General features: G+C 68.9%; 11 protein-coding genes and 2 tRNA genes. 9 read left to right on the top strand and 4 right to left on the bottom strand.

The window, feature by feature from the left end; translation table 11 throughout:
* Window positions 1-44: 44 nt before the first annotated feature.
* Complete coding sequence (locus AC50YM_RS03400) at window positions 45-3,374, top strand: ATP-dependent helicase (protein ID WP_494955638.1); 3,330 nt, start codon at window positions 45-47, stop codon at window positions 3,372-3,374.
* Window positions 3,371-6,958: an ATP-dependent helicase gene (locus AC50YM_RS03395; RefSeq protein ID WP_494955591.1), complete on the top strand. Its 3,588-nt coding sequence runs from the start codon at window positions 3,371-3,373 to the stop codon at window positions 6,956-6,958. The genes AC50YM_RS03400 and AC50YM_RS03395 overlap by 4 nt, the downstream gene beginning before the upstream one ends.
* A 48-nt stretch (window positions 6,959-7,006) precedes the next feature.
* Here AC50YM_RS03395 and AC50YM_RS03390 read toward each other — a convergent pair whose 3' ends face one another.
* Window positions 7,007-8,398: a macrolide 2'-phosphotransferase gene (locus tag AC50YM_RS03390; protein ID WP_494955590.1), complete on the bottom strand. Its 1,392-nt coding sequence runs from the start codon at window positions 8,396-8,398 to the stop codon at window positions 7,007-7,009.
* 199 nt (window positions 8,399-8,597) lie between these two features.
* On the opposite strand from AC50YM_RS03390, the gene nudC reads away from it, so the two are divergent.
* The 3 genes from nudC to AC50YM_RS03375 all read left to right on the top strand — a co-directional run bounded on the left by nudC (window position 8,598) and on the right by AC50YM_RS03375 (window position 12,661).
* Window positions 8,598-9,722, top strand: a complete 1,125-nt coding sequence (gene nudC / locus AC50YM_RS03385; RefSeq protein ID WP_494955589.1) for an NAD(+) diphosphatase — start codon at window positions 8,598-8,600, stop codon at window positions 9,720-9,722.
* A 201-nt stretch (window positions 9,723-9,923) separates the two neighbouring features.
* Window positions 9,924-12,014 carry an ATP-dependent DNA helicase UvrD2 gene (locus AC50YM_RS03380; protein WP_494955637.1) on the top strand — a complete coding sequence of 697 codons (2,091 nt, stop codon included), beginning with the start codon at window positions 9,924-9,926 and terminating at the stop codon, window positions 12,012-12,014.
* Window positions 12,014-12,661, top strand: coding sequence for a M48 metallopeptidase family protein (locus AC50YM_RS03375; RefSeq protein WP_494955588.1), 648 nt, complete (start codon window positions 12,014-12,016; stop codon window positions 12,659-12,661). Before AC50YM_RS03380 ends, AC50YM_RS03375 begins: the two co-directional genes overlap by 1 nt.
* Window positions 12,662-12,757: 96 nt before the next feature.
* Here the strand turns inward: AC50YM_RS03375 and AC50YM_RS03370 are convergent, their stop codons facing one another.
* Window positions 12,758-14,209, bottom strand: a complete 1,452-nt coding sequence (locus AC50YM_RS03370) for a zinc-dependent metalloprotease (protein WP_494955587.1) — start codon at window positions 14,207-14,209, stop codon at window positions 12,758-12,760.
* Window positions 14,210-14,444: 235 nt separating this feature from the next.
* On the opposite strand from AC50YM_RS03370, the gene AC50YM_RS03365 reads away from it, so the two are divergent.
* From AC50YM_RS03365 to AC50YM_RS03350, 4 genes are all read left to right on the top strand, one after another.
* Window positions 14,445-15,593, top strand: a complete 1,149-nt coding sequence (locus AC50YM_RS03365) for a YlbL family protein (protein WP_494955586.1) — start codon at window positions 14,445-14,447, stop codon at window positions 15,591-15,593.
* A gap of 172 nt (window positions 15,594-15,765) precedes the next feature.
* Entirely contained in the window at window positions 15,766-18,798 is a 3,033-nt protein-coding gene (locus AC50YM_RS03360; protein ID WP_494955585.1) for a UPF0182 family membrane protein, read from the top strand.
* A 189-nt stretch (window positions 18,799-18,987) separates the two neighbouring features.
* A tRNA-Met gene (locus AC50YM_RS03355) sits at window positions 18,988-19,061 on the top strand.
* Between the two features lie 144 nt (window positions 19,062-19,205).
* Window positions 19,206-19,279 (top strand) — tRNA-Met (locus AC50YM_RS03350).
* Window positions 19,280-19,348: 69 nt separating this feature from the next.
* On the opposite strand, the gene AC50YM_RS03345 is transcribed toward AC50YM_RS03350, so the two are convergent.
* Window positions 19,349-19,696, bottom strand: coding sequence for a nuclear transport factor 2 family protein (locus AC50YM_RS03345; RefSeq protein ID WP_494955584.1), 348 nt, complete (start codon window positions 19,694-19,696; stop codon window positions 19,349-19,351).
* Window positions 19,697-19,868: 172 nt separating this feature from the next.
* On the bottom strand, window positions 19,869-21,110 hold the full coding sequence (locus tag AC50YM_RS03340) for an NAD(P)/FAD-dependent oxidoreductase (protein ID WP_494955583.1): 1,242 nt from the start codon (window positions 21,108-21,110) through the stop codon (window positions 19,869-19,871).
* Between the last annotated feature and the right edge of the window lie 51 nt (window positions 21,111-21,161).

Here is a 21,161-nt window from a genome sequence, read left to right as displayed (position 1 = left end):
CCGGAAAGGTCAGGAAGCGTCCCGCCGGCCCACGCGCTGCCGGCCTGCGCACTGCCGAATCCGGCCTCCGCCTGCTGCCGCCCCGCCAGCTGCACAGCGCGGTCCCCGTGCTGTCGGCGGACCAGGTTGCCGCCGTCGACGTGCCGCACGGCTCCGGCCCGGTGCTGATCCCCGGAGCGCCCGGCACCGGCAAATCGACCGTGCTCGTCGAGGCCGCCGTCCGGCGTGCGCAGCGGGACGGCCTGGATCCGGAACGGATGCTCATCCTCGCCCCCGGCCGACTCGCCGCCGATTCACTCCGGGACCGCTTCACCGCCCGGCTGGACCGCAGCCTGAGTACGACGCCGGCCCGCACCTGGGCCTCGTACGCCTTCGACCTGATCCGGCGCGCCAGGGCGGAAGGGATCCTGCCGCTGCCCCGCCCGCCGAAACTCCTGTCCGGCCCGGAGCAGGACCTGATCATCAAGGAACTGCTCGAAGGCCACGCCCAGCCCGGACTGGAGCTGCCCTGGCCGGCGGACCTCGGTGCGGCGCTGCAGACCCGCGGCTTCCGGCAGGAAGTCCGCCAGCTCTTCGACCGGATCATCGAATCCGGGCGGACCGCCGAGGACCTGGCAGTCCTCGCCCGGCGCTGCCACCGGCCGGACTGGGTCGCCGCCGCCGCCCTGTACGCGGAGTACCGCGACGTGCTGGACCTGCGGATGCCGGAGTCCTTCGACCCGGCCGGCATCATCACGGCCGCCCGCCAGATCTTCCAGGACGAGCCCGACTTCCTGGCCGCCGAGCGGGACAGGCTCCAATTGGTCCTGGTGGACGACATGCAGGAAGCCAACCCCGCGGTGTTCGAGCTGCTCGCGGATATCGCCGCCGGCAAGGACGCCCTCATCAGCTTCTCGCCCGACACTGTGGTCCAGGGCTTCCGCGGCGCGCGTCCGGACCTCGTGGCCGAGCTCCCGAGGCTGCTGGCCCCCGCCGGGACAGTACTGGAGCGGCCGCTCCGGACCGCCCACCGCCATGCCCCGGCAGTCGCGAACGCCTGGCTCTCCGTCGCCGGCCGGATCTCACAGCGCGCCGGCGGGCAGTCCGCGCGCCGGCTTGACCAGCCCCAGGCTCCCGCCCAGCCGGCCATGACCGCAGAAACAGGGGATCCGGCCCGGGCCGGAACGTCGCGCCCCGGCAGTTCGTCCGCCGGCGGCTCGGTGGAAGCGCACCTGCTGCCGTCCCCGGTCCACGAACTGCGCTACGTGGCCCAGCGGATTCTGGAAGCCCAGCTCAAGGACGGCCGTGAACTTGGTGACATCGCCGTAATCGTGCGCAACGGCGGCCAGCTCAGCCAGCTGCAACGCTACCTCGCGGGCCAGGGCATCCCGGTCCGGATCCCGGTGGCTGAATCCGCCGTGCGCGATGAGGTCGCCGTCCGGCCGTTGCTGGACGCCTACGCCGTGGTCCTGGACCCCGCAGTGCTGAGCCCCGAGGCGGCCGTAGGGCTGTTGGGCTCACGGATCGGCGGAGCCACCGCGATCGAGCTGCGGAGGCTGCGCCAGTCCCTGCGCCGGGAGGAGCTGCTTGGCGGCAGCGGCCGCACGAGCGACGTGCTCCTCGTTGAAGCCCTGCTGGAACCTGGCGCACTGGCGACCCTCGGCATCGAGGGGCACTCCGCCCGCCGGATTGCGCGGATGATCCAGGCCGGCCGGGACGCCGCCCAGGCTCCCGGCGGCAACGCCGAAACCGTGCTGTGGGCGCTCTGGAACTCCACCGGCCTCGCCGCGCGCTGGACCGAGGCGGCGCTGGCCGGCGGCGCAGCCGGCGCCCGGGCGGACCGCGACCTCGATGCCATGATGGCCCTGTTCCACACCGCCGAGCGCTATGTGGACCAGCTGCCCGGCTCCGGACCCGAGCAGTTCCTCGAGTACCTGCTCAGCCAGGAACTTCCAATGGACACCCTTGCCGCCCGGGCCCAGCTGGAGGACGCCGTGGAACTGATGACCCCGGCCAGCGCCGCCGGCCGGGAGTGGCCTGTGGTCATCGTCCCCGGCCTGCAGGAAGGCGTGTGGCCGAACACCCGGCTCCGCGGCGAACTCCTTGGCAGCACACTGTTCGCGGACGCCGTCGAGCACGGGGTGGACTACGCGCTGCAACTGGACCCCCTCAGCCGGCTGCGCGAAATCCGCTACGACGAGCTGCGCAGCTTCTCCACCGCGGTGTCGCGGGCCCGGCAGGTGCTGATCTGCACGGCCGTTTCCTCGGCGGACGAACAGCCGTCCTCATTCCTGGATTACGTGGCGCCGCTGGGCCCGGACCAGGACCGGCGCGGTTTCACCCCGGTGGAGCGTCCGCTGACACTGCGGGCCCTCGTGGCCGAACTGCGCCAGTACGCCCAGCTCGACGCCGGGACCCCCGAAGCCCTGCAGGCCAGCGCCGTTCTCGGTGCCCTGGCGGCGGCCGAGCCGTCGGTGCCCGGGGCGCACCCCGCGAGCTGGTGGGGCCTTGCCCCGCTGTCCACCGATGAGCCTGTCGTTCCGCCGGGCGGCACCGTCTACGTCTCGCCGTCGAAGGTTGAGACCGTGCAGAAATCCCCGCTGGACTGGTTTGTCCAGGCCGCCGGCGGGGAGGCCGCGACGGACTTTGCCCGCAGCCTGGGCACGCTCGTCCATGCCATCGCGCAGGACCTTCCGGATGCCTCCGGCAGCGAATACCTGGCCGAGCTCGTCCGCCGCTGGCCGGCGCTCGGGATGAAGGACAACTGGGAGGGCAAGCTGGACTTCCAGCGCGCCGAAACCATGGTCCGCAAGCTCGCCCAGTACGTGCTGGTGATGCGCAGCGAGGGCCGGTCCCTGGTCGGCGTCGAGCAGGACTTCGAAGTGAAACTCGCGGACGTGCCCGCCCCGGCCGGCGCCGACACCGTCGCCGGCCCTGACGGCGAGCCCTGGCCGGCCCGCCCGGCAGTGCTCCGCGGCCAGGTCGACCGGCTGGAGATCGACGCCGAGGGCCGGCTCGTCGTCGTGGACCTCAAGACGGGCAAGCGTCAGCCGGGCAAGGCCGACCTGGCGCGGCATCCCCAGCTGGGGGCCTACCAGGCCGCAGTGCTCGCCGGCGGCTTCGCCGGATCCGACGACGGCCCGCCGCCATTGCCGGGCGGGGCCGTCCTCGCGCAGCTCGGCACGAGCACCAAGAGCCCGGGCATCCAGGCCCAGGCGCCGCTGGAGCCGGCCGACAACTGGGCCCTCGACATGGTCGGCGACGCCGCCCGGGTCATGTCCGGGAACACCTTCGAGGCCCGCCACGATCCGTCCAAGAGCGGGCACGGCGGCCACGGCTGCCGCCTTCCCGAAGTCTGCCCGCTGTGCCTGCGGGGAAAGCAGGTCACCGAATGAGCGCCGACACGACGATTCCCGCTGCCGTTCCCCGGGATCTTCCCGCCGCCCGGTTCAGCCCGGAGGAGCTTTCCGCGATGCTGGGGGAGAAGAACAGCCCCACCGCCGAACAGTCGCACATCATTTCCTCCCCTCTGGCACCCCGGCTGGTGATTGCCGGCGCCGGTTCGGGCAAGACCGCCACGATGGCCGACCGCGTGGTGTGGCTCGTGGCCAACGGCTGGGTACGGCCGGAGGAAGTGCTCGGGGTGACCTTCACCCGGAAGGCCGCCGGGGAGCTCGCCACCCGGATCCGCGCCAAGCTGGCCGCCCTGCAGCGCATCGCCGTGGCCGACGCCCGGAACCAGGTGTTCCCGGCCGGGCTGCTCAGCACCGACGCCCTTGAACCCAAGGTCTCCACCTACCACTCCTATGCCAGCGGCATCGTCTCCGACTACGGTCTCCGGCTCGGCGTGGAACGTGACGTGGTGCTGCTCGGCGGCGCCCAGTCCTTCCAGCTCGCGAGCGAGGTGGTGGAGGCGTTCGACGGCGACTACGAACACTTCCGCTCGGCCAAGTCCACCCTGGTCAAGGCGGTCATCCAACTCGCCGGCGAATGCGCCGAACATCTCCAGGACCCGGCCGGGGTGCGCAGCTGGCTGCTGGAACGGGTGGCCGAGTTCGAGGCGCTGCCCTACCTCGCCACCGCCAAAAAGAACCCCAGCCAGGCCGTGGGCGAACTCAGCGGGCTGCTTCGCACCCGGGCCAGCGTCGCGGAGATGGTCGGACGCTACACGGACGCCAAACGGGCCCGCGGCGCCCTCGACTTCGGCGATCTCGTGGCGCTCGCCGCCCGGGTCGCCAGCGAGGTCCCGGTCGCCGCCCAGACCGAACGCCAGCGCTACAAGGTGGTGCTGCTGGATGAATTCCAGGACACCTCCCACGCCCAGCTCGTCCTCTTCTCCAGGCTGTTCGGCGACGGGCACGCGGTCACCGCGGTCGGGGATCCGAACCAGTCCATCTACGGCTTCCGTGGCGCCTCCGCCGGCCAGCTCTTCCACTTTGTCCGCGAATTCCCGGTCCGGGTCGACACCGACGGCGGCACTGCAGCCGCTGGCGATGCTCCCGGCGCTGCCGGGGCTGAAGCCTCTGCCGGCGCTGCCGGCACGGACAACACCGCGCGCGGCACGGACAACACTGCGCGCTTCGCCGTCGCCCCGACGTCGTACCTCACCACCGCGTGGCGCAACGGCCGGAACATCCTCGCAGCGGCCAACGTCATCTCAGCACCCCTCAGCAGGGCCGCCGCCGCCACCGGCCCCGCCGGCGAGCGGGACACCGCCGGGAGCGTTGAGGTTCCGCCGCTGCAGCCCAGCCCGGCCGCGGTCCAGGGCCGCGTGGTGATGGGCCGCTTTGGCACCGATGAGGACGAGGCCTCGGCGATCGCGGGCGACGTGCTGAAGTTCCGGGTGACCGACTTCGACGGGTCGGCAGCGGAGCCCGAACCTCCCGCCATGGCGGTGCTGTGCCGCCGGCGCGCCCAGATGGAAGTCATCCGGCGGGAATTTGAGGTGCGCGGGATCCCCTACGAGATCGTCGGACTCGGCGGTCTTCTGGACACCCCGGAGATCGTGGACCTCGTCGCAACCCTCCGCGTGCTGGCCGATCCGGGCCGCTCGGATTCGCTGATGCGCCTGCTCGCCGGGGCGCGCTGGCGGATCGGCCCCGCGGACCTGATGGCCCTGCGGGACTGGTCCAGCTTCCTTGCCCGGCGGCGCGGCCGCCCCGGCGGCACAGACGATGACGCTGTCGCCGACGACGGCGCGGATCCTGCGGTGATCGAGGGTGACCTCACGGACGCCGCCAGCCTGGTCGAGGCCCTCGACTGGCTGCCGCGCGAAGGGTGGACCTCCGGGCACGGCCGCCAGCTCAGCCCGGAGGGGCTGGACCGGCTGCACCGGCTCGCGGCCGAACTCCGCCAGCTGCGCGGCTACATGGGTGATGACCTCACCACCCTGCTCGGCGAGGTGGAGCGGGCCATGCTTCTCGACATCGAGGTCGCCGCGCGGCCAGGCATCAGCATTCACCAGGCCCGCCGGAACCTGGACGCATTCCAGGACGCCGCCGCCGGGTTCCTGCACACCTCCCAGCGGGTGGACGTCCTGGCCTTCCTGGCCTGGCTGGAAGCCGCGGCCGCCGAGGAGAACGGCCTGGATGCCGCCGCGCCGGAAGTGAACCATGAAGCGGTGCAGCTCCTCACCGTGCACGCCTCCAAGGGCCTGGAATGGGATGTGGTGTTCGTTCCCGGACTCAACGCAGGGGCCTTCCCCAGCAGCCGGGATTCACGCTGGAGCAGCGGCAGCGCCGCACTGCCCTGGCCGCTGCGCGGGGACCGCGCGGACCTGCCGCAGTGGGACCTCGACCAGCCGGACCAAAAAGGCTGGCTCGACGCGGAGAAGGAGTTCAAGACCGCCGCTCAGGTCCACGGCGAGGCCGAGGAACGGCGGCTTGCCTATGTGGCCTACACCCGGGCCAAACACGTGCTCTGGGTGTCCAGCGCCGCCTGGGTGGGCTCGCGCGCCGGTCTGGCTGAGATGTCGCCTTTCCTGGCTGAACTCGAGGCGCTCGTTGCCGACGGCGCGGCCGGGATCCACCCCTTGTCCGTTGTGGAGGAGGCGCTGCCGGAGGAGAGCCCGCTGACCTCGGAACTGGAGGTCGCCGGATGGCCGTACGACCCGCTCGAAGGGCCAACCGATCCGCGCACCGGACACCGGCTCCGGCTGGTTCCGGGCCGGCGGGCGGCCATGCGGGCCGCCGCGGCGCGGGTGCTGCAGTCTTTGGGCTCGGAGGTGCTGATGGAGGTGGCCGGGACGGACGCCGCCGCTGGCGGTGCCACTGCCCAACCGGCCGTGCGCCGTCCGTTGCGCGGCCCGGCCGGAGGCTGGGCCCACGAGGCCGCGACCCTGCTGGAACGCCGCTCCCGCCGGACCACGGTGCAGGAAGTGCACCTGCCGGGCCACATCTCTGCGTCGACCCTGGTGGATCTGGAGGATGACGCCGGCTCGGTCGTCGCCCGGCTGCGGCGCCCGGTCCCGCGGGAACCGGGGATGTCCGCCCGCAAGGGCACCGCTTTCCACGCGTGGGTGGAGGAGTATTTCGGCGCGGCCGGCATGCTGGACCTCGGCGAGGCGGCGGGCTCAGATGACCACATCGACGCGGCCTACGGTCTGGACACCATGGTGGAAACGTTCCGCCGGTCCGAGTGGGCCAACCGCGCCCCGGCCCACGTTGAGGTACCGGTGGAAACCCGGATCGGCGACGTGGTGGTCCGCGGCCGGATCGATGCCGTCTTCCGCGATGCCGACGGCGGCTGGGACCTGGTGGACTGGAAGACCGGCCGCCGCCCGTCCGCCGCGCAACTAAAAACCAAAGCCGTCCAGCTGGCCGTTTACCGGCTGGCCTGGGCCCGGCTCAAGGGTGTCCCGGTGGAACAGGTCCGGGCGGCGTTCTACTACGTGGCCGACGATGCGGTGGTCCGACCGCACGACCTGGGCTCAGCGGAACGGCTCGAACAGATTGTCGCCGCGGCCCTCGCGAACGGCTAGCGCGGTTGCGCCTCGACGATGGCTAGCGCGGTTGCGCCTCGACGATGGCTAGCGCGGTTGCGCCTCGACCACCGTGAGGGCGGTCGTTGAGGTGGCATCCGCCGGCGGGTCAGCCGGGGAAGCGGCATTTGTGCCGGCGACTGTGCTACCGCCTGTGTCGGGGCCTGCCGCGGCCGCCGTGCCGGCCTGAATCACAGCGATCGACTTGGTTGCGGTGTCGTCGCCGGGAGCATCCTCGGTGGCCGGTTCGTCGTCGGGGATCGCCGTCACCGAAACACCGGACACCTTGCTGCCGACGGTCCCGACGCGCCCGGCGTCCACCACGCTGTCGTCCCTACCTGCCCGGTCGGCGGGTGCCGTGGCACCCTGGCCCGCTTCGAGCGGGATCGGCGCTACCTGTACTGCCGGCATTACGTCGCCGGCGGCAACGCCGGGGTTCCCGACTGCCGGGGCAACTGCCGGAGCAGCCTCGGGGCCGGCAACCGGGGCCGGCTGGGGGAGCGGCTCCACGCTGATCGGCTGCCCGCCGTGTTCGGCAACATCCTCGGCAAGGGCGGTGAGCATGGACTCGGCCTCGTCGATCATGTCCTGGTTAGCGGCCGCCAGGCCCTTGACGAGGTACTGCGCCAGGGCGAATTCGGCGGACAGGGCGGCACGCCGCAGCAGATGGGCGTCGGGCAGATCGCGCCGTGACGCGGTGTAGTGTGCCAGGACGGCGTCCACGAAGTCCTGATCGTTGGACGCGACCAGCCAGGCCATGTCATCGGCCGGGTCGCCGATGCGCAGGTCGGTCCAGCCGGTAACGGCCGTCACCCGGTCGCCGTCGACCAGCAGGTTGTCCTCGTGCAGGTCCCCGTGGACCACGCACGGGTTGAAGCGCCACAGCGAGACGTCCTCGAGGGCGTGTTCCCAGCGGCGGAGCAGCAAGGGCGGAATCTTGCCGGTGGTCGCGGCCTGGTCCAGTTCGTTGAGGCGGCGCTGGCGGAACTCATTGGGGGTGTAGCTCGGCAGATCCGCATTGCTGACCAGCGAGTGGGGCAGGTCATGGATGGCGGCGAGGGCTGCACCAATCTCGCGCGCCACGCCGGGGGATGCCGCGCCGAGTTCCTCAACGGACCTGGTCGACCCGGCCAGGTGCGAGTACACAAACGTGCTCAGCGCGCCCTGCCGGACGGTGCCGGCCACCGTGGGCATCAGGAAGGGAAGTTCGGCCCGGATGCCCGGGACGAAGGCGCGCAGCACCAGGAATTCGGTTTCCAGCCGGGCGCTGGCCTCGGGGTGGCGCGGCGAGCGGACACGCCAGCGCTTGCCTTCGGAGTCCAGGAGGAGCGCCGAATCGAAGTCTGCCGGATCGTCGGGCGCAGAGCTGACGGCAGTCGGGGTCAGTCCGGGGACTGCCGCGGTTGCCACAGCTGCCAGTTCGATTGGTTTTCTTCTCACCGTTCCACGGTAGGTTGAGCGGCGCCCAAGACAGCGATGCACCACGGCGAGTCTGAAAGATCAGCAATAAATTCCGCCCGGATACCGATCACGGAGCATCCCGCGAAGCCGCACGCCGGCCGCCCGCCGGGCACGTGCGGATGCCCACATATGCCGGCGGAAAATGTCAATTGTCGGCGGGAGTCAGTACGGTGGGTACATGAGTCTTGCGGAGTCGGCGGCACCCAAAAGCCCAGCCCAACAAAATCAAGCGCAGGAAAGTCACGCCCAGGAAAGCCCAGACCTGACCCAGTCGAACCAGGGCGCGCCGATCCCTTCGCCCGGCAGCCCGGCGGCCGACCTGCTGACGGACAACGTTCTTCCGGTGCGGCCGGCGCTGATTGACCGCGGATCCGCCGCGCGGCTGAAGCCCGGAATGCTCGCCGAGCTCCTGGAGGCCGGCACTGCACTGGCCATGGTGCTGTCCGGCCGGCAGGCACTCATCAACGGCAACGGCCTGGTCCTGCTGGATGCGGCCGAACTCGCCCGGCACCTGCGGGACACGCCCTACGCCCCGGACCAGCTGATCTACCTGGGCTCGGCCCTGCCCGGCTCGGACCTTGAGGCCGGCACGGCCCTGGTCCTCTTCCTGCTGCCACAACAGTTCGAAGTCCGGGCCGAGGAATTCGAAGCCCACATCGCCGGCATCCCCGAGGATGCACAGTGGGCGGGGTTCCGCGACGTCGCGGCCACGCTGAGCCCCACCGACACCGCCGTCTTTATCGAGGCCAGCGCCATCGCCAACTGGCACGCCACCCACACCCACTGCCCGCGCTGCGGGGCCGCCACCGAGCCGGAAGCGGGCGGCTGGGTCCGCCGGTGCCCCTCGGACGGTTCAGAGCACTACCCGCGCACTGATCCGGCCATCATTGTCACGGTCGTCGGGCCGGACGACCGGCTGCTGCTCGGCGGCGGCGGCCCCCTCGACGCCCGAAACTATTCCACCCTCGCGGGCTTCGTCGAACCGGGGGAGTCCCTGGAACAGGCCGTGGTCCGGGAAATCGGCGAGGAGGTCGGCGTGCGGGTTACCGCCTGCCAGTACCTCGGTTCCCAGTCCTGGCCCTTTCCCGCCTCGCTGATGCTCGGCTTCACGGCCACCACCGCGGACACCGAGGCCACGCCCGACGGCGTCGAGGTCACCCGGGCGCGCTGGTTCAGCCGGAGCGAACTGCAGGAAGCGGTGCTCAGCGGCGAGATCGTCATCTCCAGCAGGCTGTCCATCGCCCGGGCACTGATCGAGCACTGGTACGGCGGCCGCATCGAGGACCGCGCCGACAGCGCATGAGACCTTCGTGACACCACGCAGCGGCACCCCCGCTGCGCGGTTCCACCACCGCGGAGCATCCACCGGACACCCTCAAACGACTGAGCAGCACTCGTGAACACAGATCTCTTCCAGCCCAGCGCTTTCCCTCCCGCCCAGTCCAATGACGGCCTTCCGGAGGACGAACCCCCGGCGCCGGACAACCGCTCCCTCGAGGAGCGGATCCTCGGCGGCCTCGACGCCGAACAGCGCGAAGTTGCCAGCACCCTGCAGGGACCGATCTGCGTGCTGGCCGGCGCCGGCACCGGCAAGACCCGGGCCATCACCCACCGCATCGCCTACGGGGTGCACTCCGGCGTCTACAACCCGCAGCGGCTGCTGGCCGTCACCTTCACCTCGCGGGCAGCGGCCGAAATGCGCAGCCGCCTACGCGACCTCGGTGTCGGCAGCGTCCAGGCCCGCACCTTCCACGCCGCCGCGCTGCGCCAGCTCCAGTACTTCTGGCCGATGGCCGTCGGGGGAGTCATGCCCAACCTGCTGGACCACAAGGCCCAGATGATCGCCGAGGCGGCCCGGCGGCTGCGTCTTAGCACCGACCGCGCCTCGATCCGCGACCTGGCCTCGGAAATCGAGTGGGCGAAGGTGTCCATGCTGACGCCGGCCAACTATCTGGAAAAGGCCCAGGACCGCGGCACCCCCGGCGGGTTCGACCTGACCGCCGTTGCCCGCGTCTTCCAGTCCTACGAGGACGTCAAGACCGACCGGAACGTGATCGACTTCGAGGACGTGCTGCTGATCACTGTCGGGATCCTGCAGGAGGACCCCAAGGTCGCTGCCACCGTCCGCGAGCAGTACCGCCACTTCGTCGTCGACGAGTACCAGGACGTCTCGCCGCTGCAGCAGCGGCTGCTGGAACTCTGGCTCGGCGGCCGCGACGAGCTCTGTGTCGTCGGCGACGCCAGCCAGACCATCTACTCGTTCACCGGCGCCTCGCCGAAGCACCTCCTCGGCTTCAAGGCCCAGTACCCCGAGGCGACCGTGGTGAAGCTGATCCGCGACTACCGTTCCACCCCGCAGGTGGTGAAGCTGGCAAACGAGCTGCTGGCCGGCCGGCGCAGCGGGGGTCCCGCCGCCGATGCCGCCTGGGCCAAGCCGCTGCAACTTGTGGCGCAGCGTCCGGCCGGACCGGTTCCGCAGTTCACCGAATGCTCCGACGACGAGGCTGAAGCCGCCACCGTTGCAGTCAAGGTGCGCGGGCTCCTCGACGCAGGCACTCCGGCCAGCCAGATCGCCGTGCTGTTCCGCACCAACGGCCAGTCCGCTGCGTACGAGCAGGCCCTGGCTTCGGCGGGGATCGGCTACCAGCTGCGCGGCGGGGAACGGTTCTTTGCCCGCAAGGAAGTCCGCGACGCCATCCTGCAGCTGCGCGCCGCCACCCGGGCCGTCGCCGAGGATGCCAGCCCCCAACCGCTGGGGCAGGTGGTCCGCGACATCGTCGCCTCGCTGGGCTACACGGAAGCTGCACCGCACAACGGCGGTGCGCTCCGAGAACGCTGGGAATCCCTCGCGGCACTCGTCCCGCTCGCCGACGAACTCGTGATCAGCCGCGGAAGCCAGTTCACCCTCTCGGACTTCGTCAACGAACTCCAGGAACGTTCCCTGGCCCAGCACGCCCCGACCGTCCAGGGCGTCACCCTGGCCTCGCTGCACGCCGCCAAGGGCCTGGAATGGGACGCCGTTTTCCTTGTCGGGCTCAGTGAGGGGCTGATGCCGATCTCGTTCGCCGACAGCCCCGAATCCGTGGACGAGGAACGCCGGCTGCTGTACGTCGGGATCACCCGGGCCCGGGAACACCTGTTCCTGTCCTGGTCCACCGCACGGACCCCCGGCGGGCGCGCCAACAGGAAGCCCTCGCGCTTTTTGGACGGGTTGCGCCCCGACTCGGTGGCGAGCTCCTCGGTCCGCGGCAAGGGGGCGGCGCCTCGCCGCAAGGCTGCCGTACCGGCTACCTGCCGGGTTTGCGGGACCATGCTCTCGTCCGGCGCAGAACGCAAGGTCGGCCGCTGCAACCAGTGCCCGCCCAGCTACGAGGAGCAGACCTTCGACGCGTTGCGGCAGTGGCGCAAGGACATAGCGCTGGAAGCCGACGTTCCCGCGTTTGTGGTCTTCACCGACGCCACCTTGACCGCCATCGCCGAAGCCAAGCCCGAATCCCTCGAACAGCTCGCCACCCTTCCCGGGGTGGGACCATCCAAACTGGAGAAGTACGGCGCAGCGGTGCTGGCAGTGCTGGTCGAAAGCACCACCCTCTGATGGCCGGCAGCCAGGTATCACCGGCAGGAGCACCGCTGACCACTGCCGACGGCGCACCGGTGGAAGTGCGGCGCTCTGCCCGCCGCCGCCGGACCGTTGCCGCGTTCTGGGAAAACGGCACCGCCGTCGTCGCCATCCCTGCCTCCTTCAGCCGGGCCCAGGAACACGAGTGGGTGCACCGGATGCTCGAGAAGCTGCGGCGGCAGGGGGAACGGGGGAGCCGCGGCGCCGGACGGCGCCGTCCGCGCAGCGACACCGCCCTGGCGGCCCACGCCACCGAGCTCTCCGCCCAGTACTTCGGCGGCCGGGCAGTACCGTCCTCGGTCCGCTGGGTAGGGAACCAGAACTCCCGCTGGGGGTCCGCGACGCCGTCGGACGGGTCCATCCGGCTGTCGGACAAGCTTCAGCCCATGCCGCAGTGGGTGATTGACTATGTGCTGCTCCACGAACTCGCGCACCTGCTCGTGGCCGGGCACAACGCCGCGTTCTGGCGGCTCCTCGAGGCCTACCCGGACACTGCCCGGGCCAAGGCCTTCCTCGAGGGTGTTTCCTTCGCGACCTCCCGCGGCATTGCTCCGGACGGCGGCGACGATGACGTGGTCGGTGTCGACGCGGCGGACGCCGACTTGGCCGACATCTCCGACTAAGACCGCCGGGCCGCCGGAACGCGGGGACGCCGGTACGGCGGCACGGAAAAGCCCCGGCCGGATCAGAAGTTCCGGCCGGGGCTGCCCGCCATTTTGCTAGGACTTGGCGCTGTCGCCGTCGCCTGAAGCGTCGTCGTCAGGACCGGCTTCGCCGTCGCCGCCCGGTTTCCCGGCCTCTTCCGCCGCCGGCGTCTCCTCCGGCTCGTCGAATCCGCCGCTCAGCAGCTTCTGCAGGGCGTCGTCGACCTCGGTGTCGCTGGCCTCGGCCAGCTTGCGGCGCTGGCTGAAACCTTTCGGGTCCTCCAGATCTTCGGCGGTGGGCAGCAGATCAGGGTGCTGCCAGATCGCGTCGCGGCCTTCGGTGCCGCGTTCGTCCTTGAGCGAGGCCCACAGGGCGGCGGCCTCACGGAGCCGGCGCGGACGCAGCTCCAGCCCCACCAGGGAGGAGAAGGCATGTTCTGCCGGTCCTCCGGTGGCGCGGCGGCGCCGTACCGTCTCACGAAGTGCCGCCGCCGAGGGCAGCATCTTTTCGGTGGCGGCCCAGCTCAGTTCATCGACCCAGCCTTCCACCAGCGCGAGGGCGGTCTCCAGCTTCTCCAGCGCCTGGTCCTGGGCGGGGGTGCGCTGGGGCATGAACACCCCCTGGGAGAGGGCTTCCTGGATGCCCTCCGGGTTGCCCGGATCCAGCTCGCGGGCGAGTTCCTCGATCTTCGAGGTGTCGATGTGGATGCCGCGGGCGTACGCTTCGATCGCGCCGAGGAGATGGCCGCGCAGCCAGGGAACCTGGACAAACAGCCGGGCATGGGCGGCCTCGCGGACGGCCAGGAACAAACGGATATCGTTCTCCGGGAGGCTGAGGCCTTCGCCGAACTTCGCCACGTTGGAGGGCAGGAGCGCCATTTCAAGGTCGGCGAGGGGAACACCGATATCCGTCGAGCTGACCACCTCGGCCGACAGCGCACCGATGGCCTGGCCCAGCTGCATGCCGAAGATCGCGCCGCCCATGTTCTGCAGCATGGAGGACGCGCCGCCCATCATGGCCTTCATTTCCTCCGGCATCTGCTCGGTCATGGCGGTGGACAGCGCGTTGGCGATGCTGTTCGCGACCGGCTCGGTCAGGCGTTTCCAGGTGCCGAGTGTTTCCTCGACCCACTCGGCCCGGGACCAGGCCCGGCCGATCAGCCCGGTGGCCGGCAGGCCTGTGACCTGGTCAAGCCAGAGTTCGGCAAGCCGCAGGGCCTCGTCGACCTCGCGCGACTGCTTCGCCGTGACGGACGGGTCGGAGCCGCTCGCCGCCACCCGGCGGGCGTTCTCATGCGCCAGCTGCCAGTTGACGGGACCCTCCGAGGTGGCACTCATCATGGCCTGGACCTGGGAGAACATCTGGGCGAGGAGATTCGGATCGTCCGGAAGCCCCGCGGCCTTAGCCAGTTCCGCAGGGTCGATGTTCCCCATGCCCTTGCCGCCCATCAGGTTCTTCAGCATTTCTGCCAACGGATCCTGGGGTTCCTCGTCGCCATTGGACGGATTAAGTGGGTTGGACGTCATGATCCCGCCGATCGTCGGTGTGGGTGCTTCTCACGTTCACGGTACCGCGCGGCCAGCGGGCTGTCTGCTGAAACCCCGCCACGTTCGCTGTCGGCAAAGAGCCCGGCCGGCAGCCGAGCGCGTAGTGTTGGAAACTGGAATATTTGCAGGCGGCAGCCGCGGCGGAGGCTGCGGACGCGTTGCGCTGATCAGGGGGTCCGCAGGGTCCCCGGCGCCGGCACGGAGAGGTCCTTCATTGACGATTACCCAGGGCGGGCAGCCCGCCAGAGAGCCGGCCGCCGGCCAGCTCCGGGGCCGCCGGGCTCTCCTCGCCGGACCGCGTTCCGCGGGAAAACGGGACAACCGGTCACCAGCCATGGTTGTGTCGGGGCTGCTGGCGCTGGCGCTCGGGTTCACTGCCCTGAGCCTGCCGGTCCCGTACGTCGTGGAATCGCCTGGCCCGACCTTCAACACACTGGGCATTGACAATGGCAAGCCCGTCATCAGTGTCACCGGCCATGAATCGTTCCCCGCGAAGGGCAACCTGGACCTCACCACCGTCTACGTCGACGGCGGCCCGAACGGGCCGGTCACCGTCATGGAGGCTTTCTCGGCCTGGCTGGACGGCGCTAAAGCCGTCTACCCCGAGGAACTGATCTTTCCCACCGGGGTGACGAAGGAGCAGTCCCAGCAGGAGAGCGCGGTCGCGATGACGACCTCGCAGGAGAACGCCGTCGCCGCTGCCCTCAAGGAACTGGGCATCCCGTTTGAGCAGAAGTTGCAGATCGCCGGTGTTCCGGAGGGCTCGGCGTCCACCGGAAAGCTCCAGGAAAACGACGTGCTCGTGTCCGTCAACGGCAAGCCGGCAACAGCGCTGAGCGTCGTCCAGGACGAACTGGCGGCCGGCAACGGTGCCCCGGTGGAGGTCGTTGCCAGCCGCGACGGCGGCAACATGACCACAAGCATCACACCGACCAAGACCGCCGCCGGGCGGTTCATTCTCGGGGTACTGCTGCAGTACCAGTTCACGTTCCCCTTTGACGTCAAGATCTCCCTGGACAAGGTGGGCGGCCCGAGCGCCGGAATGATGTTTGCCCTGGGCATCGTGGACACCGTCACCGCCGGCGACCTCACCGGCGGCAAGCACGTCGCCGGAACCGGGACCATCACCCCCGACGGCGCCGTGGGCCCGATCGGCGGCATCAGCCAGAAGATGCACGGCGCCCGCTCCGGCGGCGCCACCCTGTTCCTTGCCCCGGCCGCCAACTGCGACGACGTCGTCGGGCATATTCCGGACGGATTGCAGGTGGTTCGGGTCGAGAAGCTGGCCGATGCACGGCAGGCCGTGGAACTGGCCGCGTCAGGGGCCGACACATCGGGCCTTCCGGCCTGCTCCAGCCACTAGACTGGCCGCGGAACTAAGATCCGCCGCCACTCGTGGCACCTATGACGGCTTCGCCGCCCAGCTGGGGTGAGGCCGACAGTCGCTTCACGGCAGCAACTTCGAGTTCCGGCCAGGAAGCGCCGCACTGATAACTAAAAACCAGTTACTGTCGACCAGCTATGAGGTACCGAGTTTGTCCCGTCCAGCCAGCCCAGTCCCGCCCGGAAGACCCCAGCAACGACGAGGCGCACTGACGCCGACGTTGATTGTTGTCGCCTTGATTGTGGTCGGCTTCATCTTCTTCGCCAATGTCTGGACGGACGTCCTCTGGTACCAGCAGCTGGGCTTCTTCGAAGTCTTCCTGATTGAGAACCTGGCACGGATCGTCATCTTCCTGGCCGGCTTCGCGCTGATGTTCACGGCCGTCTTCTTCGCCATCCGGATCGCCTACCACGCCCGCCCGGTCTACGCGCCGGACTCGGACATCCGGGATAACCTCAACCGGTACCAGGTCCAGCTTGAACCGGTCCGCCGCGTCGTCATGATCGGCCTGCCCATCCTCTTCGGGCTGTTCGCCGGAAGCGCCGCGGCCAGCCAGTGGCAGAAGGTACTCCTGTTCCTGAACCAGGAGTCCTTCGGCCAGCAGGATCCGCAGTTCAACCTGGACATCAGCTTCTACCTGATGACCCTGCCGTTCCTGGGCTTCGTTTCCGGATTCCTGATCAGCGTCATCATCGTCGCCGGCATCGCGGGCATCCTGACCCACTACCTGTACGGCAGCATCCGGATCATGGAGCGCGGCATCTTCACCAGCCGCGCAGCGCAGATCCATCTCGCCGTGTCCGGTGCCGCTTTCCTGTTGCTGCTGGCCGTCAACTTCTGGCTCGACCGCTACTCCTCCGTGCAGAACAGCGGCGGCCGCTGGGCCGGTGCGCTGTACACGGACGTTAACGCCGTCATCCCCACCAAATCCATCCTGGCCGTGGCCGCGGCCCTCGTCGCGGTGCTCTTTATTGTCGCTGCCGTGATCGGCAAGTGGCGGCTGCCTGTCATCGGGACCGCCATGCTGGTCATCACCTCGATCCTGGCAGGCGGCGTCTACCCCTGGGTGATCCAGCAGTTCCAGGTCCGCCCGTCCGAGCAGACACTGGAGAAGAAGTACATCGAGCGCAACATCGCCATGACCCGCTCGGCGTACGGTCTGGATAAGATCCAGGAGACCCGGTACAACGCCACCACGAACGCCACCACAGGCGCCCTGGCTCCCGATGCGCAGACCACCGCCAACATCCGGCTGCTGGATCCGAACCTGATTTCCGACGCTTTTTCCCAGCTCGAGCAGTACCGGCCGTATTACCAGTTCCCCAGCGCCTTGAACGTGGACCGGTACGAGATTGACGGCAAAATCCAGGACACCGTCATTGCCGTCCGCGAACTCAACCCGGACGGGCTGAGCGCCAACCAGCAGTCCTGGCTGAACCGGCACGTCGTCTACACCCACGGCTACGGCGTCGTCGCCGCCAAGGGCAACAAGTTCACCGTCGACGGCAAACCCGATTTCCTGCAGTCCGGAATCCCGTCCACCGGCGTGCTCGGCAATGATTCGACCTACCAGCCGCGGGTCTACTTCGGTGAGGACTCGCCGGACTACTCCATCGTCGGAGCCCCTGATGGCGCGGTCAACCGTGAGCAGGACCGGCCCGCCGCCAAGGAAGGCGACGGCGAAACGCAGTACACCTTCACCGGCGACGGCGGTCCAAACGTGGGCGGCTTCTTCAACAAGATCCTTTACGCGATCAAGTTCCAGTCTTCGGACCTGCTGCTCTCTGACGGCGTAAACCCCGAATCCCAGATCCTCTACGACCGCAATCCCCGGGAACGCGTCGAAAAGGTTGCCCCGTACCTCACCGTGGACGGCAACGCGTACCCCGCCGTTGTCGACGGACGGGTGAAGTGGATCGTGGACGGTTACACCACCAGCCAGTACTACCCCTACTCCCAGCAGGAGCAACTCTCCGAGGCCACGGCAGACTCGCAGACCACGGCAGGGCGGACGGCCACCCTGCCAAACACGTCCGTCAACTACATCCGCAACTCGGTCAAAGCCACCGTGGATGCCTACGACGGGAAGGTGACGCTCTACGCGTGGGACGACCAGGACCCGATATTGAAGGCCTGGCAGAACGTCTTCCCGTCTTCGCTGAAGCCCTTCTCGGAGATGTCCGGGGCAGTCATGAGCCACGTCCGCTACCCGGAAGACCTGTTCAAGGTCCAGCGGGAACTCCTGGGCCGTTACCACGTCACCCAGGCGGACAACTTCTACACCAACAATGACGCCTGGAGCGTCCCGAACGACCCGACCGTCCAGAACGACGTCAAGCAGCCGCCGTACTACATGTCGCTCAAGATGCCGGACCAGGACAAGCCGGCCTTCCAGTTGACGTCATCCTTTATCCCGCAGGTAGTCAATGGCAACGCCCGCAACGTGCTGTACGGCTTCCTGGCCGCAGACTCCGATGCGGGAAACGAGAAGGGTGTGAAGGCAGAAAGCTATGGCCAGCTCAGGCTCCTGCAGATCCCGCCGGAAGCCAACGTCCCCGGCCCCGGCCAGGCGCAGAACAAGTTCAACTCTGACCCCACTGTGTCGCAGGCGTTGAACCTGCTGCGCCAAGGGGCCTCGGCGGTCCTCAACGGCAACCTGCTCACGCTCCCGGTCGGTGGGGGAATGGTCTACGTGCAGCCCGTCTACCTCCGGTCCACCGGGGAGACGTCCTACCCGACACTGCAGCGGGTCCTCGTGGCGTTCGGCGATAAAATCGGATTCGCACCGACGCTGGACGAGGCCCTGAACCAGCTGTTCGGTGGTGAGTCGGGAGCCAGCGCCGGCGACTCCGCCAACAACGGCCAGACGCCGGCAACACCGGGCACCCCGGCGGTTCCGGGCAGCACCGACGCCAAGGCCGAGCTGAAGGCGGCCCTCGAGGAGGCCAACGCTGCCATCAAGGCCGGCCAGGAGGCCCTCGCGAAGGGCGACTTCGCCGCGTACGGCGAGCAGCAGAAGAAGCTCTCCGCGGCCCTGCAGCGTGCAATCGATGCGGAAGCCCGGGTCGCCGCGACACCGGCTTCGTCGGACACCCCGACGCCGGGGGCCACCACCCCGTCGGCCACCCCGACGCCGGGGGCTACCACCCCGGCGGCAACCCCGGCGCCCACGCCGAGCAGCTGACGAACGGCCCGTCCCTGCGGGTCTAACTGATGCACGGCCGAAGGCCGGGTCCGGCGCTCTCTGGAGCTCGTACCCGGCCTTTGCCGTGGATCCCCTTTCCTGCCCGGAGTGGCCAGGGCGCGGCGAGACCCACATCACGCCCCCTCGATTTGGCCTCAAGTTCACCGGCAGGTAGAGTTGATCTTGCGACGCGGGGTGGAGCAGTTCGGTAGCTCGCTGGGCTCATAACCCAGAGGTCACAGGTTCAAATCCTGTCCCCGCAACTGAAGAGAAGGTCCGGAACACTGGAAACAGCGTTCCGGACCTTCTGCTTTAAGGCAACACCACGGGCCGGCGTTGGGTGTGGGGACCGCGGGCTGCCCGGTGGTTCGGACGGACCCAAAAGTAGGGTAGTGTTGATCAAGCGACGCGGGGTGGAGCAGTTCGGTAGCTCGCTGGGCTCATAACCCAGAGGTCACAGGTTCAAATCCTGTCCCCGCAACTGAAGAAGAACAGAAAGGCCCGGATCTGATGATCCGGGCCTTTCTTTTGCGTTGGATTGGGGATGGGTCTACGCCCATATGTACTCTTCGGCAATTGCCCCGTCGCGCCATTTCGCGACCGTGACCATGCGGCTGCCATCCTCGAACTCGCCGATGACACAGGTCCACTCACCGGATCCGAACGCGATCGGGTGGGAGGTGATCGTTGGCGGAGTGCCACCGACGGAATCGACGAAGGCCTTCATCGCGGCAATGTGTTCCTCCACCCCCCGCGTGGTTTCCTGGCCCTTCCAGTCCACGAGAACGTCATCGGTGTGATGGTGGGCAAAAACGCCGTCCCAGTCGGCCTTGTTCCAACCGTCGAAGTCGAGATCGTCCATTCCCTTGAGGTTCGGGTTAACCTGCTCGTCGTGCATGGCTTCCTCCTTCTCGAAAGCGCCTCGACCACGGTTTCCGGTCGCGCCGCCTCGCCATTCCTGTGCCTGACCCGATCAGCCTAATGGCGCGGTAAACGACGAACAATAGCCCGGGGGGTGCCGCAGCCAGGGGTCCGCAGCTTGCGTAGACCGGTCCGGCGGGCGGCCGCTGTCACTCAGGGCGGCCGACGACGACCTGAGCGGGACTGTGCGTGATGTAGCCGTTGAGCCAGGAAAACAGTGCGCGGACCTTCTGCTGGAATCCGGACAGGAGGGCGAGGTGCACCAGCAGCCAGGACACGAAAGCCAGCGGCCCCTGCAGCTGGATGCGCTTACGGCCGATCTCGGCGACTGCGGCGCCCCGGCCGATCATCGCCATGTATCCCTTGTCGACGTATTCGAAGGGCCGCCGGTCACCGCCGGTGAGGTCGGCATGGATGTTGTGGGCCGCCCACTTGCCGGCCTGCTGCGCGACGGAGCCGAGTTGCGGCAGTTTGGCCCCGGTTGAATCGGTCATGTTGGCCGCGTCGCCGAGGACATAGACGTCCTCGTGATCCGGTGCGGTCAGGTCCGGACGGACATCGATGCGACCTCCCCGGCCCTGGGCCAGGCCGGAGCCGGCAATCATGTCTCCGGCTTTCAGTCCACCGGCCCACACCACGACCCGGCTGGGGATGGTGGTTCCGTCGGCGAGCGTCACGCCGTCAGCGCGGACTTCCGTGACGCCGGATCCCAGGTGCAGCCGGACCCCGATCTTCGTCAGGCGTTTCCTGGTGTAGTCCTGAGACTTTTCCGAAAATGCATTCAGTACCACCGGGACCATATCCACCAGATGGACGCGGCACCGTGCTGCGAGTTCCGGCGAAAAGTACTTAGGCACCACGAACTTGACGTTTTCCGCCATGGCGCCGGCGGTCTCCACGCCTGTCGGGCCGCCGCCGATGACGACCACGTCCACGGAGCCGCCGGACTCCCGGTCGGCCTGGTCCAGCAGTTGGGTCAGCCGGGCACCCAGCCGCGTCGCGTCGGTGACTGAATACAGTGGAAAAGCATGCTCCTCCGCGCCCGGCGTATTGAAGAAGTTCGGCACAGCGCCTGCCGCCAGGACGAGGATCCGCGCCGTGAATGTTTCGCCGTCGACGGTCGTGACGGCGCGGCTGGCCGCATCGACGGATGCCACCTTCGCAGTGAGCACCCGCACCGTCTTGAGGCGGCGGAATACGGATCGAAGCGGCCGGGCTATGGCCGATACCCCGATCTGTGACGTCGCGACCTGGTAAAGGAGAGGCTGGAACTGGTGGTAGTTGTTGGAATCAATGAGCAGGACCTGGACGCCCTTGCGCCCTAATTCCTTGGCAGCCGTCATGCCGGCGAACCCGGCCCCGACCACGATGACCTGATAGTTGTCCTCCATCCGAGCAACCTACCCCACCTGCCGTTGGTGCAACAGGGGTGGGGCGGCACC

The organism is Pseudarthrobacter sp. RHLT1-30-1 (assembly GCF_059383415.1).
Note: the sequence above shows the minus strand (reverse complement) of the source record. Positions and strands in the feature narration are given on the sequence as shown.